We start from the raw sequence: 13,122 nt of genomic DNA, 5'->3' as shown, positions 1-13,122 counted from the left end.
GCCAGCGCAATTGTTTTGGGGATGCCCGCAACTGCCGGCACCTGTAGATCGACCACTCAACCCACGCAGCAGCTGGTCGCCACTCGCAACGTTTTGCTAGCCTGTCGCGGTTCTCACGCGCCGCCTTCGGAGCGGCGCTTGCATGTGGTCTACGTCTGTCTGGAGTGCGTCGATGTCGCGTTGCTCGCTGGTTGTGCTCGGTGTGATCGGTCTGTTGGCGCCACTGCTGGGCAGTGCCGCCGAGGGCGCGCCGCAACGTCTGTCGATCGCCGACGTGCAGGGCGAAGACACCCGTAGCCCCTACGACGGCCGTGTGGTCGACGTGGAGGGCATCGTCACCGCCGATACGCGTGCCGGTCTGGCCGGGCTGTTCGTGCAGCAACCCGGCTTCGAGCCGCGGCGCTCGCATGGTCTGTTCGTCACCGGTGCCGGCAATGCCGAGGTGGCGGTGGGCGACCGCGTGCGCATCGTCGGCACCGTGCGCGAGGTGTCGGCAGGCGGCGAGGCGAGCCTGACCACGGTGGATGCCAGCAGCACCGAGCGACTGGCCAGCGGCCAGCCGGTGCCGGTGCGCATGCTCAGCGGGCCGCCGGCCAACTGGGAAGCGCTGGAGGGCGAGCACGTGCGCATCGCTGCGCTGACGCTCAACGGCAGCGATCGTCTGGACACCTATGGCGAGTTGATCGCCGCGTTCGGCGGGCGCTTGTGGCAGCCCAGCGAAGTGGCCGCCGCCGGCACCCCGGCCTTCGCGCAGGTGCAGGCCGACAATGCCCGTCGTCAGGTGTTGCTGGACGACGCGCGCAACGGCCGCAGCCCCAAGACGGTGGCCTATCTGCCAGCCGATCCGGTACTGCGCAGTGGCAGCCTGCTCAAGTCGGTCGACGGCATCGTCGACCAGCGCTACGACGGCAACTACCGCATCCAGGTGCTGAGTCCGTTGACGCTGCCGGCCATGCCGACCGCGGTGGCGCCGCAGGTGGGCGGCGATCTGCGTATCGCCTCGTTCAATCTGGAGAACTTCTTCAACGGCAATGGCCGCGGCGGTGGCTTTCCGACCAAGCGCGGTGCGCGCACGCAGGAGCAGTTCCAGGCGCAGCTGACCAAGCTGGTGTCCACCATCGTGCCGTTGCGCGCCGATGTGGCCGCGTTGATGGAGCTGGAAAACGACGGCAATGGCGCCGATGCGGCGGTGGCGCAACTGGTCGCCGCGCTCAACGCGGCCGACAAGGACAAGGACTGGCAGTTCATCGACACCGGCAGCGGCCCGGGCGATGACGCGATCCGGGTCGGCATCGTGTACCGCAGTTCGCAGGTCACGCCGGTCGGCAAGCCGGCCACGCTGACCGGCGGGCCGTTCGACAGCCACAGCCGGGTGCCGCTGGCGCAGGCGTTTCGCAGCACCCGCGGGGCAACCTTCGTGGTGGTCGCCAATCACTTCAAGTCCAAGGGTTGCGGCAGCGCCAGCGGCGCCGATGCCGACCAGCGCGACGGCCAGGCCTGCTGGAACGCCACCCGCACCGAATCGGCCAAGCGCCTGCACCAGTGGCTGCAGACCGACCCCACCGGCGCGCAGACCAAGCTGGCCGTATTGCTGGGCGATTTCAACGCCTACGCGATGGAAACGCCGATGCGCAGCCTGCGCGCCAGCGGCTGGCAGGACGCCTTTGCGGTGGCCGGCGTGAAGCAGCCCTACAGCTACGTCTACGATGGCATGAGCGGGCGGCTGGACCACGCCCTGCTCAGCCCGGCGATGGCCAAGCAACTGCGCGGCGCGGTGGAATGGCATATCAACGCCGATGTCATGGACGATGCCGGCTATGCCAAGCGCAACCTGCCCGGCCCGTGGCGCAGTTCCGACCACGACCCGGTGCTGCTGGGCTTTTCGCTATAGCGCGCTAGCTGGCGCACGTCCCGCCACGGCGGCGCAGCCGCAGGTTGAGCAGGTGCGTGCTGGCCAGCAGCAGGCTGCCGGTCACCGTGATCGGGGTTTCCCAACTGCCGCCGGCAACCCCGCTGGCGCCCAGCACCAGGCCGGCCAGGCCGAAGACCGCCAGCCCCCACACCGGCGCGGGCAGCGCATGCCGGCGATGGCTGCTCCACAGCGCGTAGCCGCTCAGCGGCACGGCAGCCGTGGCGAACACCACATGCACCCATTCGGCCCGGCTCCAGGCACCCAGCAGCGGCAGTGCAGCGGCCAGCAATGGCAGCGCCAGACAGTGCAGCAGGCACAGGCTGGATAAGGCGATGGCCGAGTTGTCCAGCACGGAAGCGGTAACGCGCATCGGGGGTGTTCTGTCGAGCTGGTGTTATATAGTAACACTTCCATTCCAGCCAGGCCCTCAGGATGTCCCTGTCCCCCAAGCGCGATTCACGCCTGCCCGTCACCGTGTTGTCCGGCTTTCTCGGCGCCGGCAAGACCACCCTGCTCAACCGCATCCTGCATAACCGCGATGGCCTGCGCGTGGCGGTGATCGTCAACGACATGAGCGAGGTCAACATCGACGCGCAGCTGCTGCGCGAGGGCGGCGCGGCTTTGCGGCGCACCGAAGAGACGCTGGTGGAATTCAGCAACGGCTGCATCTGCTGCACGCTGCGCGACGATCTGCTGCAGGAGGTACGCAAGCTGGCCGAACAGAAGCGCTACGACTATTTGCTGATCGAATCGACCGGCATCGCCGAGCCGATGCCGGTGGCGGCCACCTTCGCGGTGCGCGATACCGACGGCTTCAGCCTGGCCGATATCGCCCGTCTCGACACCATGGTGACGGTGGTGGACGGCAGCCGCTTCCTGCAGGACTTCGGCTCGGCCGCCACGCTGGCCGAACTCGGCCAGCAGGCCGGCCCGGACGATAGCCGCGGGCTGGTGCAGTTGCTGGGCGAACAGGTGGAATTCGCCGACGTGCTGGTGATCAGCAAGTGCGATCAGATCGATGCACAGCAGCTGCAACGCCTGCGCGCGGTGCTGCGTGCGCTCAACCGCGAGGCGGCGATCGTGGACGCGGTGCATGGCGAGGTGCCGCTGCGCCAGGTGCTCGACACCGGCCGCTTCGACTTCACCCGTGCGCAGCTGGCGCCGGGCTGGATGCAGGAACTGCGCGGCCAGCACACGCCGGAAACCGAGGAATACGGCATCAGCAGCTTCGTCTATCGTGCACGCCGGCCGTTTCATCCGCAGCGTTTTGCGCGGATGGTGCAAGGCGGGCTGCCGCAGGTGATTCGCAGCAAGGGATTTTTCTGGTTGGCCAGCCGCATGGATTGGGTCGGCGAATTGTCCAGCGTGGGTGGCGCGACCCAGACAAACGCAGCGGGCTTCTGGTTTGCCGCACGCCACCGCGTGGATGCGCATGCCATCGGCGAGCCGCTGCAGACCAGCATCACGCCATTGCCGTATACCGATATCGGCTGGCAGCGTCAGCAGACGCAATGCTGGACCGCGCCGCTGCCGCAACTGCACGAGGTTGGCGATGCCAGCGAATACGCCGCGATGCAGCGGCTGTGGCACCCACTGTGGGGCGACCGTCGCCAGGAGCTGGCGGTGATCGGCGTGGACATGGATGCGCCGCGCACGCGCGCTGCGCTGGATGCCTGCCTGCTCAGCGATCACGAACTGCGCCAGGGCCCGGCGCAATGGCAACTGCTGGACGATCCGTTTCCGCACTGGCAGCGTTGATCGCGGACTGCATCACGCTGTCGACATCCGTTCGCCCTTGGTTCCGGATGCAATCGGAAGCAGGCTTGTATCCTTCAGTGCGGCGTGCGGATGCGCCGCACTGGGCGGCGTCGCATGCTTCCCAGTGGCTGCCGCGCGGCGTGCACCTGCAAGCTGCGCGGCCAGGATCTTCAATAGTAGCCGTTGTCGATTGCCTCTTGATGGGCATCCCTTTCTTTTTCGAAAGACTGTCGACGCTGTTCGGCGGTGGTGGGGATGCCGGACATCAGGCGCGGCGCTCCCAACCTTTCCAGCTGGTCGTCGGTGCTTCTGACGATCTGTTCCAACGCAAGCATGTTCTGGTAGCCCTGCATCATGCGTTGCAGGCGCCGTATCTGGTCCTTGGGTGCGTCGCCTTGCTTCAATGACTCCAGGCGCCGCTGCGCGCGTGCGTAGTTTCTGGCCAGGGCGGCTCTGTCGACGGATTTACGCCGTGCCTTGAGCACTTCGCGCCGGTTGTGCTGCATGGCGTCCATCTGCACCATGGCCAGGCCGCTGCTCGTGGTGCGCGGTGCGCAGATGTCTTCCATCGGTGCCAGTGCGACCAGCAGTGCCTCGAGCTGACTATCGCGGACCTCTTTGCGCCATGCGATCAGGGCTGCACGTGTCTTGAGCAGGTGTTGCTCCTGCGGAGTTGCCTCGCGGTCCTCCATGAACAGCTGCTTTTGAATATCGCTGCACTGCCTGGTGATCTCTTCCAGTTGCAGATCCAGGCGGCGCAACGAGGGCTGCCGTCCGGGCTGGGGACGTGGGAAGGGCAGCGACGATTGCGCGGGCGTGATCGGCGCCGAGGGCGATGCCGGCTTGCCGTGCTGCGGCGGCTGGCCCTCGTCACGGCGCATTCTTTCGGGAACGGGCGGTTGCATTCTCCGATCGACGGGGCGTTGCGGGCCGTGCAGTTGCTGCGCACGCGCTGGCTTGGGCGGAACCGACATCGACTGTCTTGTGGGCGGGGTCTGTTGCGGTTGCGGTTGCGGTCGCTGCGCCCGCTCATGATCCGTTGCATTGGGCACCGGTGGCTGCCGACGCTGATCGACGCGGGCCTGCGTTCCGTGCAGTGGCTGCGTGCGATCGGGCGTCACGGCTGCCGGCGGTGGGCTTTCCACTGTTTCAAGCGTTGGAGAAGAGCCCATGCACGTCAACGGCAACTGCTTGCGTAACGATGCCAGCGATTTACGCGCCGAGGCGAGCATGCCGCGATGGGATTTCGACGCGCCCTGTGCTGTTGTTGACTTTGGAGCCTGAGAGAGCGGGTGCTGCGACGATGCGCCTGGAATCAACGGCGTCGTCTTGGTCGGATTGGCGCCGTGCGGTTCCGGGGCGACGCGATGACGGCTGTTAAACAACTGACTCAGGCGCATCACACACTCCCGTGGGTCGTCTGCACGCATGATAGCCAGCGCTGCATCCCCCTCAAGGCGAGTTGCGAACCGGCGTCGCGCCGGCCGAATGCCTCCATCAGCCCGAGCGCATGCCCCAGGCGATCGCTGCGATTGCCGGCGCCGCCAGCAACAGCCCCACCCAGCCGCGTCGGCCGATGCGCTCGCCAAATGCCAGCTTGCCGACGAGTGCTCCCAGGATGACCACGCCCAGGTTCATGCTGGCAAAGACGGTGGCCGGGCTATGCGGCAGCAGCTGATGGGCGCGCACGTAACACAGGATGTTGCCGAAATTGAGCGCGCCCAGGAGCACGCCGGCGAGCAGGTTGCGAAAGCTCAGGCGCGCGACACCGCCCCGGCGAACGACTTGCAGGCCAAGCATCAGCACACCTGCCAGCGCAAAGCACAGCGTCAACGACGTCAGCGACGGCGTACCGGCCTGTGCGATGTGCTTGAGCAACAGATCGATCAGGGCAAAGCCCAGCCACACGCCTGCCAGCCATGGCCAGCCGATCGAGGCCGGCGCTGAATCCGCACCGGCGGCCTGACGTGGCCGTTGCAGGATGCAGACGATGGCCAGCAGACCCAGACCCAGTCCCGCCAGCTTCCAGCCATTGACCGGTTCACCAAAGAGCGTGAACGCCGCCGCCAGCGAGAGCAGGAGCGACAGGCGTTGGGCAATATCGGTACGGACGATGCCTGCGGTGGCGACCGCGCGTGCCAGCAGCATGAAGATCGACGGCAGCGCCACCGCCAATGCAAACAGTGCCAGCCAGGGCGTGGTCGGCGCGCGCAGCGTGTCCAGTGACGGATGCAGGGTCAGCCACGCCAGCAGCGCGGCGGTGGCGTAGTTCCAGGTGATCGCCTGCGCAGCGTCCAGGCGATAGCGCGGCAGCAACTTGAGAACCACCGACACCAGGACACTGCAAACGACGGCAAACAGCAGAAAATGCATGGGCAACGCAACGAAGTGTGCAGGCAGGGCGATGAACGCGGCCGGCGGGGCGGCTATTATGACGGTATGTCCAATCCCTTATTCCCCACCGAATCGGCTGCACTGACGTTGGATGGGCGGGTCGGCCCGCTCGATGTCGCGGTCGATCTTCCCGAGCCGGACGTTGCCGTGCAACCGGTCACCGCCATCGTCTGCCACCCGCTCTCCACCGAGGGCGGCAGCATGCACAACAAGGTCGTCACCATGGCTGCGCGCGCGCTGCGCGAGTTGGGGATCACCGTGGTGCGCTTCAATTTCCGCAGTGTCGGCAACTCGGCCGGTGCGTTCGATCATGGCGAAGGCGAGCAGGACGATCTGCGTGCGGTCGCCGCATGGGTGCGCAGCCAGCGCCCGGGCGACACGCTGTGGCTGGCCGGTTTCAGCTTCGGGGCGTATGTATCGCTGCGCGCCGCCGGCTCGCTCGAACCGCAGGTGCTGATCTCGATCGCGCCGCCGGCCGGGCGCTGGGATTTCAGCGATGTGCAGCCGCCGGCACAGTGGCTGGTGGTGCAGGGCGATGCCGACGAAATCGTCGACCCGCAGGCGGTGTATGACTGGCTGGAGACCCTGGAGCAGCAGCCCGAGCTGGTACGCATGCCCGACACCAGCCACTTCTTCCACCGCAAATTGATCGACCTGCGCGGTGCGATCCAGCATGGTGTCCGGCGCTGGTTGCCGGCGGCCGTCTGACCGCGGCAGGGCCCATGCGTATCGGCCGGCGATGCGCCGTTGAGCGGGCAAGGCAGCAGCCGGCCCGCGGAGAACACGATGAGTGAGATGACCCCGTCGCAGCGCTACGCCGCCGGCGTACAACGCGGCGACTGGCGCGCCGACCCCGCGCAGCAAGCGGCCCTGGCCGAGCTGGATCGTATCCACGAGGCATTGGTGGACAGCGCGCAGGACGGCTGGCTGGACCGGCTGTCGGCGTTCTGGAAAAAGCCCGAGCCGGTGCGCGGCCTGTATTTCTGGGGTGGAGTGGGGCGCGGCAAGACCTTCCTGGTCGACCTGTTCTACGACGGGTTGCCGATCAAGCAGAAGTACCGCACGCACTTCCATCGCTTCATGCGCGGGGTGCACGAGCAACTGCGCGAGCATGCCGGGCAAAGCGATCCGTTGGCCAAGATCGCGCAGCAGTGGCGCGAAAATTTGCGCGTGCTGGTGCTGGACGAATTCTTCGTCACCGACATCGGCGATGCGATGTTGCTGGCGCGTCTGCTGGAACGCCTGTTCGCCGAAGGCGTGACCCTGGTGACCACCTCCAACACCGCACCGGAAAACCTCTACGCCAATGGCCTGCAGCGCGACAGCTTCATGCCGGCGATCGGTCTGCTGCAGAAATTCTGCGTGGAACTCTATGCCGAAGGCACCGAGGATTACCGCATGCGCGCGCTGACGCGCTCACCGGTGTATCGCGCGCCCCTGGATGCGCAGGCCGATGCGTGGCTGACGCAGCGCTGGGGCGAGCTGAGCGGAAATTCCGAGCCGCGCAGTGGCAACATCGAAATCGAGGCGCGCAAGATTGCCGTGCGCGCGCGCGGCAAGAGCATCGCCTGGTTCGATTTCGCCGCGCTGTGCGAGGGCCCGCGTGGCCCGGGCGATTACATCGAGATCGCGCGCGAATTCACCACCGTGTTGCTGGGCGGCATCCCGCACTTCGATCGCATGAACGAGGACGCCGCACGTCGCTTCGTCAATCTGATCGACGAGCTGTACGACCGCCACGTCAACCTGGTCTGCACCGCACAGGACGCCCCGCCCGCGTTGTATAGCGGCCAGCGCCTGGCCGGCGCCTTCGAGCGCACCGCCTCGCGCCTGATCGAGATGCAGAGCGCCGAGTATCTGGCGACCGCACATCGGGCCTAGACATGCAGACGCGGCCCGGCCCCGGATTGCACAAGATCGTTGTGACCGATCAGGACGGCGGCCTGGGCCAGTTTGGCGGTGGTGCCTGGTTGCACAACAGATCAATAAATCGCTTGCAATTAAATCGTGCGCTATGTAATTTGCGGCCATGGACACCGCCACAGCCACTGACGCCCGGACCAACGCGCTGCTGCAGCTCGACAACCAGCTGTGCTTTGCGCTGTATTCGGCCAACCTGGCGATGCACAAGCTCTACCGCGGGCTGCTGAAGACGCTGGACCTGACCTATCCGCAATATCTGGTGCTGCTGGTGCTGTGGGAAACCGATGGCCGCAGCGTGTCGGAAATCGGCGAGCGCCTGTACCTGGACTCGGCCACGCTGACCCCGCTGCTCAAGCGGCTGCAGGCTGCCAGGCTGGTCACCCGCACGCGCGCCGCCAGCGACGAGCGTCAGGTGATCATTGCGCTGACCGATACCGGCCGCGCACTGCGCGCCAAGGCCGGGGCGGTGCCGGAGCAGGTGTTGTGCGCCTCGGCGTGTTCGTTGGACGAATTGCGTCGATTCAAGCAGCAGCTTGAAACGCTGCGCTCAAACCTCGGCACGGGGTGAGCGGGTTTTGCATCACCCACACTTTCTAACATGTCGTACACGATTTAATCGTCAACTACTCAGCTACATCACGCGCTGACAGCGCTCATTCTGGAGAACCACAATGGCCTCACCTGAAAAAGTCCTCTACACCGCCCACGCCACTGCCACCGGTGGCCGCGAAGGCCGCGCCGTGTCTTCCGACAAGGCGCTGGACGCCAAGCTGTCCACCCCGCGCGAGCTGGGCGGCGCCGGCGGCGACGGTACCAACCCGGAGCAGCTGTTCGCTGCCGGCTACGCAGCCTGCTTCATCGGCGCGATGAAGGCTGTCGCGGCGCAGGACAAGCTGAAGCTGCCGGGCGAAGTGAGCATCGACAGCAGCGTCGGCATCGGCCAGATTCCGGGCGGCTTCGGCATTGCCGTGGAGCTGCGCATCGCAGTGCCGGGCATGGACCAGGCCGAACTGCAGACGTTGGTCGACAAGGCCCACCAGGTCTGCCCGTACTCCAACGCGACCCGCGGCAACATCGATGTCACCCTGACCCTGGCCTGATCCACGCCAGCACCACCATGCGTCACACGTGGTGGAGTCAGGAACGGCCCGGCGCCTGCGTCGGGCCGTTTCTTGTTGCAGCAGCGCTGCCCTGAAGAACACAGGCAGCCGGCGTCGCGGTGCCAGCGCGACCTGGCATGGACGCAAGACACGCCAACGAGTCGATGCACCCGCGTCCAGGCGCACATGCACGCGCTGGCGATGCGCGTCACCGCGCGGCACACTGTTGCGATGACAGTGCCTGCTTCTGCGATCCCGATCGGACTTTGCTGCGCATGAGCGCAACGCGTCCCACCTTGTTGCTGCTCCCCGGTCTGCTCAACGATGCGCAGTTGTGGCAGGCGCAGCGCGTGGCCCTGGCCGAGCTTGCCGACTGCGTGGTCGGCGACATCACCCAGGGCGAGAGCATGCGCGCGCTGGCGACACAGCTGCTGGCGCAGATGCCGCCGCGGTTTGCACTGGCAGGGTTTTCCTTGGGTGGCTATGTCGCGCAGGAAATCCTGCGTATCGCGCCGGAGCGCGTGGCGCGGCTGGCCTTGCTGGATACCTCCGCACGTGCCGATTCGCCCGAGCGTGCGGCGCAACGGCGCGCGCAGGAAGCGAGCGTGCGTGGCGCCAGTGCCTTCCACGGATTCGGCGAACGGCTGCTGCGGCACTACGTGCATCCCTCGCGCTGGCAGGACGAGGCCTTGCTGGAGCGGGTACGTGGCATGACCCAGCGCCTGGGCGTGGAGGTGTTCCTGCGGCAGAACCGGCTGGAGCGGGAAGACGGCCGCGCGCTGCTGCGCGCCTATGCCGGCCCGCTGCTGGTGCTGTGCGGCAAGGACGATGCGATCACCCCGCCGGCATTGCACGAGGAAATGGCCGCACTCGCAGTGCAGGCGCGCTTGGTGCAAGTGCCTGCGTGTGGCCATCTGTCGCCGCTGGAACAGCCGCAGGCGGTGTCGGATGCACTGCGGCAATGGCTGCTCGCCTGATACGGCGACGACCGAGCCGACACAGCCAGGCCTGCCGCCGTGCGATCCCATGCGGCGAGATGGCATCAACCAGTGCGCGATGAGGGGCTCTGAACCAGCGGTCTTGGAAAGGTGATCAGTGCGCCATCGGCTGCTACGCAATGCCTGCATTCATGCATGCATGGGTGTCGTACGCAGTCGCGGCAGCCATCCGGCCGAAGCGACTCGTTGGACTGCCGTAAAGCGTGCAAGTTCGCCTGCGCTGCATCGGCGCCGTCACCGCGTGGCCGTCGCCACAACGCTGTTGGATACCGGCGCATCGGCGTCGTCTTTCTGCTGATGCGTGTGGAGTTCCAGCATCTGCAGCGGCTGGCCCTGGAAGCGATATTCCAGCGCCTGCTGCACCCCATACAGCGCCTGCGCCTGCGTGCACAGCGTCTGTGCCTGTGCTTCCAGCGCCTGGCTGCGTGCCTGCATCTGCTCCTCCATGCGCGCATCCAGTTGCTCGCCGCGTCGCTCCAGCTGCGCAGCGCGTCCGGTCATCACCGTCCACATCACGCTGCGGGTCAGGCTGCCGGCCAGGTCGTCGGCAGCGCGTTCGACACTGGCTTCGAAACGTTCGTCGAACAGCGCCTGTTCCCAGCGCCCGCGCCCCAGCGTGGCATCGACCTGCGCGAGTGCGGTGCCGCGCAGTCGCTCCACCTTGCGCTCCTGGCGCGTGCTGTCGGTCAGCATCTGCACCACGCCGGCCAGTGCGTCGAAGCTGATGTCGACCACCGAGCGGGCAATGGCGGTCACGGCCGGCATCAGTGCGCGGGCGCCCTGCTCGAGTTCGCGCAGGCGTTGCGCGTCGGCAGCGCTGACCGCTTGCGGTTGGCGATCGATGTTGAGTTCGCCACCGTGGAAGAAAATCTCGCGCGGCACGCCTTGCTTGCGACGCAGCCAGATGCCGCCGCTGTCGGCCAGCACATCGTAGGAGGTGCTGACGTCGCATTGCTGTGCGGACACCTGCGGCCTGGCGGTCGCGGCCTGTGCGCTACAGGCCGCCAGCAGCAGGAGCGGGGCCAGGAAGGTGCGGACGCGCATGGCGGATGCTCGGGAGTGGTGATGCGGCAGCATGGCGCGCGGCTGCACGCCTGGCCATGGGCAGGAAGTCAGGGTGCCGTAGCGGCGTCCTGGCCTCGACGGTGCAAAGCGTGAACCGGGTCGAGCATCGGCGCGCCGACATCCTGCAAACGTTTGGCTCACTTGATTCTCACGGTGTATGGTGTGAATTATGTTGCGCAGCAGCATCGGAGCTCAGCAATGCTCGACTCACGCATCGAAAAGGTTGATCTGGCACTCACCGAGATTGCCAAGGACCCATCGGAGAAGGTGGCCCTGTGGCAGTGGGCGTGCCGCGAGATGCTGCACGAGACGCTGATCGGCATGCACCAGCTCTCGCACCTGGCGGGTATTTCCCAGCAGGTCGCCAACGACTGGCGCGCGCCGGTGGATGTGATCGCACCCGAGAAGCCCTATCTGGCCGCCTCCGCGCTGGCCGACCGCCGCCTGCCGCAGGTGCTCGATGGCCTGGGCAATGCGCACGACGACAACGACCGCGCCACGCTGTGGCGGCTGCGCTATGCCAGCCTGATCGCCGCCACCCTGCAGGGCATGCAGGCACTGGCCGACAAGCACCGCATCGACCGCCAGGCGATGGCGCTGGGACAGTGAGCTGACAGTACCGGGCAGCCGCAAGGGCTGCGCGGTCGTCCGAGTGGCCAATTCTTTTTCAGAATGCTTGTTTCAATGCCGAACGGCGGCCTCTTCCAAATGCCGCCACGCATGCCGCACGATCCAGCGCGCCTGGTCCCAGGGCACCGACAGCAGCGGTTGATAGTGGTAATAGCCGTCCTGCAGCACGCGATACAGCTGCGCCTCGGTCGCGCGCGGATAGGACAGATAGATGTCGTAGCCAAGCGTGAGTAGCCGGGCGTAATCGGCGAAGGCGTAACCACCCAGATGGCCTTCGGCGTGGACATCGCGCCAGTAGGCGATCTCCGTGTCGAGATCGACGCTGCGGCGGGTCAAGACGGATGCGCTGTGCATGGGTAGGACTCCGTTGCCGAGACTACCCCCTGTGTCCGGCACCGTAGCAGCGCCTGCCGCGTGCAACCAGCACGCGACGACGAGCGGTCGTCGCGGTGATTGCGCCACGGGCCGGACAGTGCCGACCCGTGGCAGCCGGGACCTCAATCCCAGTCGGGTGCGATGGCCTTCGGGTTGGCCAGCCGCTGCCCGCGGTCCAGTGCGGCGATTTCGGCCATGTCCTGCTCGCTCAGCCGCAGCGTCTGCGCCTTGAGATTGCTCTCCAGATTGTCCCGCTTGGTCGAGGACGGAATCACCGAATACCCCTGCTGCAGTGCCCAGGCCAGGGTGACCTGCGCCGGGGTGGCGTCGTGGCGTGCGGCGATCGCCTGGATCACCGGGTCCTTCAGCACCTCGCCCACCGCCAGCGTCATGTACGAGGTGACATGGATGCCTTGCTCACGCAGGAACGCGATCAGGCTGCGGTTCTGCAGGTACGGATGCACCTCGATCTGATTGGTGGCGATGGCATCGGCGCCCAGGATCTCGATGGCCTGCCTGGTCAGCGCGATGGTGAAGTTGGATACACCGATCGCACGCGTCAGGCCCTGCTGACGGGCCTCGTTCAAGGCTTCCAGATACTCGCGCATCGGCACCTGATCCTTTGGCGAGGGCCAGTGGATCAGGGTCAGATCGACATCGTCGGTGCCCAGTTTGCGCAGGCTTTCCTGCAGGCTGGGCAGCAAGGCGCTGCGCTCGAACTTGTCGACCCAGATCTTGGTGGTCAGATACAGCTGGTCGCGCGGCAGCCCGGATGCGGCAATGGCCTGGCCGACCTGCTGTTCGTTGTCGTAGATCTGTGCGGTATCGATGGCGCGGTAACCCAACTCCAGCGCGTTGCGCACCGAGTCGATGACGACCTGGTCCTTGAGACGGAAGGTACCGAGGCCGAATGCGGGGACTGTCATTGTGTTCCTTTGGTAATTGGGAATGGGGAATGGGGAATCGT

General features: G+C 66.4%; 14 protein-coding genes. 8 read left to right on the top strand and 6 right to left on the bottom strand.

Features of this window, described 5'->3' with window-relative positions; genetic code table 11:
• The first annotated feature begins 172 nt into the window (after nucleotides 1-172).
• A complete protein-coding gene (locus XarjCFBP7645_RS20240; protein ID WP_104538898.1) occupies nucleotides 173-1,891 on the top strand; it encodes an ExeM/NucH family extracellular endonuclease in 1,719 nt (572 codons plus the stop codon).
• A 4-nt stretch (nucleotides 1,892-1,895) separates the two neighbouring features.
• Here the strand turns inward: XarjCFBP7645_RS20240 and XarjCFBP7645_RS20235 are convergent, their stop codons facing one another.
• Nucleotides 1,896-2,282, bottom strand: a complete 387-nt coding sequence (locus XarjCFBP7645_RS20235) for a MerC domain-containing protein (protein WP_039814103.1) — start codon at nucleotides 2,280-2,282, stop codon at nucleotides 1,896-1,898.
• 62 nt (nucleotides 2,283-2,344) lie between these two features.
• On the opposite strand from XarjCFBP7645_RS20235, the gene XarjCFBP7645_RS20230 reads away from it, so the two are divergent.
• Nucleotides 2,345-3,670: a GTP-binding protein gene (locus XarjCFBP7645_RS20230; protein WP_039515665.1), complete on the top strand. Its 1,326-nt coding sequence runs from the start codon at nucleotides 2,345-2,347 to the stop codon at nucleotides 3,668-3,670.
• 170 nt (nucleotides 3,671-3,840) lie between these two features.
• Here XarjCFBP7645_RS20230 and xopR read toward each other — a convergent pair whose 3' ends face one another.
• Nucleotides 3,841-5,070 (bottom strand): type III secretion system effector protein XopR, encoded by a 1,230-nt coding sequence (gene xopR, locus XarjCFBP7645_RS22040; RefSeq protein WP_104538897.1) that lies wholly within the window; start codon nucleotides 5,068-5,070, stop codon nucleotides 3,841-3,843.
• Between the two features lie 97 nt (nucleotides 5,071-5,167).
• Nucleotides 5,168-6,043, bottom strand: a complete 876-nt coding sequence (locus tag XarjCFBP7645_RS20220) for an EamA family transporter (RefSeq protein WP_016903619.1) — start codon at nucleotides 6,041-6,043, stop codon at nucleotides 5,168-5,170.
• A 66-nt stretch (nucleotides 6,044-6,109) separates the two neighbouring features.
• On the opposite strand from XarjCFBP7645_RS20220, the gene XarjCFBP7645_RS20215 reads away from it, so the two are divergent.
• From XarjCFBP7645_RS20215 to XarjCFBP7645_RS20195, 5 genes are all read left to right on the top strand, one after another.
• Nucleotides 6,110-6,772 carry an alpha/beta hydrolase gene (locus XarjCFBP7645_RS20215; RefSeq protein WP_104538896.1) on the top strand — a complete coding sequence of 221 codons (663 nt, stop codon included), beginning with the start codon at nucleotides 6,110-6,112 and terminating at the stop codon, nucleotides 6,770-6,772.
• 78 nt (nucleotides 6,773-6,850) lie between these two features.
• On the top strand, nucleotides 6,851-7,945 hold the full coding sequence (zapE, locus tag XarjCFBP7645_RS20210; RefSeq protein WP_026064606.1) for a cell division protein ZapE: 1,095 nt from the start codon (nucleotides 6,851-6,853) through the stop codon (nucleotides 7,943-7,945).
• Nucleotides 7,946-8,093: 148 nt separating this feature from the next.
• Nucleotides 8,094-8,555: a MarR family winged helix-turn-helix transcriptional regulator gene (locus XarjCFBP7645_RS20205; protein WP_016903615.1), complete on the top strand. Its 462-nt coding sequence runs from the start codon at nucleotides 8,094-8,096 to the stop codon at nucleotides 8,553-8,555.
• 103 nt (nucleotides 8,556-8,658) lie between these two features.
• Nucleotides 8,659-9,087, top strand: a complete 429-nt coding sequence (locus tag XarjCFBP7645_RS20200; protein WP_016903614.1) for an organic hydroperoxide resistance protein — start codon at nucleotides 8,659-8,661, stop codon at nucleotides 9,085-9,087.
• A gap of 275 nt (nucleotides 9,088-9,362) precedes the next feature.
• Nucleotides 9,363-10,064 carry an alpha/beta fold hydrolase gene (locus tag XarjCFBP7645_RS20195; protein WP_039814096.1) on the top strand — a complete coding sequence of 234 codons (702 nt, stop codon included), beginning with the start codon at nucleotides 9,363-9,365 and terminating at the stop codon, nucleotides 10,062-10,064.
• Nucleotides 10,065-10,319: 255 nt separating this feature from the next.
• Here the strand turns inward: XarjCFBP7645_RS20195 and XarjCFBP7645_RS20190 are convergent, their stop codons facing one another.
• A complete protein-coding gene (locus XarjCFBP7645_RS20190) occupies nucleotides 10,320-11,129 on the bottom strand; it encodes a DUF2884 family protein (protein WP_104538895.1) in 810 nt (269 codons plus the stop codon).
• 219 nt (nucleotides 11,130-11,348) lie between these two features.
• Between XarjCFBP7645_RS20190 and XarjCFBP7645_RS20185 the strand changes: the two genes are divergently transcribed.
• On the top strand, nucleotides 11,349-11,759 hold the full coding sequence (locus XarjCFBP7645_RS20185) for a hypothetical protein (RefSeq protein WP_016903611.1): 411 nt from the start codon (nucleotides 11,349-11,351) through the stop codon (nucleotides 11,757-11,759).
• Nucleotides 11,760-11,831: 72 nt separating this feature from the next.
• On the opposite strand, the gene XarjCFBP7645_RS20180 is transcribed toward XarjCFBP7645_RS20185, so the two are convergent.
• On the bottom strand, nucleotides 11,832-12,134 hold the full coding sequence (locus XarjCFBP7645_RS20180) for a hypothetical protein (RefSeq protein WP_026064604.1): 303 nt from the start codon (nucleotides 12,132-12,134) through the stop codon (nucleotides 11,832-11,834).
• A 143-nt stretch (nucleotides 12,135-12,277) separates the two neighbouring features.
• Entirely contained in the window at nucleotides 12,278-13,081 is an 804-nt protein-coding gene (dkgB, locus tag XarjCFBP7645_RS20175; protein ID WP_016903609.1) for a 2,5-didehydrogluconate reductase DkgB, read from the bottom strand.
• Between the last annotated feature and the right edge of the window lie 41 nt (nucleotides 13,082-13,122).

The sequence above is a fragment of the Xanthomonas arboricola genome (assembly GCF_002940665.1).
In the GTDB taxonomy this organism is placed as follows: domain Bacteria; phylum Pseudomonadota; class Gammaproteobacteria; order Xanthomonadales; family Xanthomonadaceae; genus Xanthomonas; species Xanthomonas arboricola_B.
The sequence above is the reverse complement of the archived record's forward strand: the minus strand, read 5'-3'. Positions and strand labels throughout refer to the sequence as shown.

Bases quoted from the DNA above. Each gene is read 5' to 3' on its own strand.
- XarjCFBP7645_RS20185 (WP_016903611.1), top strand. From the start codon at position 11,349: ATGCTCGACTCACGCATCGAAAAGGTTGATCTGGCACTCACCGAGATT.
- XarjCFBP7645_RS20200 (WP_016903614.1), top strand. From the start codon at position 8,659: ATGGCCTCACCTGAAAAAGTCCTCTACACCGCCCACGCCACTGCCACC.
- XarjCFBP7645_RS20230 (WP_039515665.1), top strand. From the start codon at position 2,345: ATGTCCCTGTCCCCCAAGCGCGATTCACGCCTGCCCGTCACCGTGTTG.
- XarjCFBP7645_RS20215 (WP_104538896.1), top strand. From the start codon at position 6,110: ATGTCCAATCCCTTATTCCCCACCGAATCGGCTGCACTGACGTTGGAT.
- XarjCFBP7645_RS20195 (WP_039814096.1), top strand. From the start codon at position 9,363: ATGAGCGCAACGCGTCCCACCTTGTTGCTGCTCCCCGGTCTGCTCAAC.
- XarjCFBP7645_RS20235 (WP_039814103.1), bottom strand. From the start codon at position 2,282: ATGCGCGTTACCGCTTCCGTGCTGGACAACTCGGCCATCGCCTTATCC.
- dkgB (WP_016903609.1), bottom strand. From the start codon at position 13,081: ATGACAGTCCCCGCATTCGGCCTCGGTACCTTCCGTCTCAAGGACCAG.
- XarjCFBP7645_RS20180 (WP_026064604.1), bottom strand. From the start codon at position 12,134: ATGCACAGCGCATCCGTCTTGACCCGCCGCAGCGTCGATCTCGACACG.
- XarjCFBP7645_RS20205 (WP_016903615.1), top strand. From the start codon at position 8,094: ATGGACACCGCCACAGCCACTGACGCCCGGACCAACGCGCTGCTGCAG.
- XarjCFBP7645_RS20240 (WP_104538898.1), top strand. From the start codon at position 173: ATGTCGCGTTGCTCGCTGGTTGTGCTCGGTGTGATCGGTCTGTTGGCG.
- XarjCFBP7645_RS20220 (WP_016903619.1), bottom strand. From the start codon at position 6,043: ATGCATTTTCTGCTGTTTGCCGTCGTTTGCAGTGTCCTGGTGTCGGTG.
- xopR (WP_104538897.1), bottom strand. From the start codon at position 5,070: ATGCGCCTGAGTCAGTTGTTTAACAGCCGTCATCGCGTCGCCCCGGAA.
- zapE (WP_026064606.1), top strand. From the start codon at position 6,851: ATGAGTGAGATGACCCCGTCGCAGCGCTACGCCGCCGGCGTACAACGC.
- XarjCFBP7645_RS20190 (WP_104538895.1), bottom strand. From the start codon at position 11,129: ATGCGCGTCCGCACCTTCCTGGCCCCGCTCCTGCTGCTGGCGGCCTGT.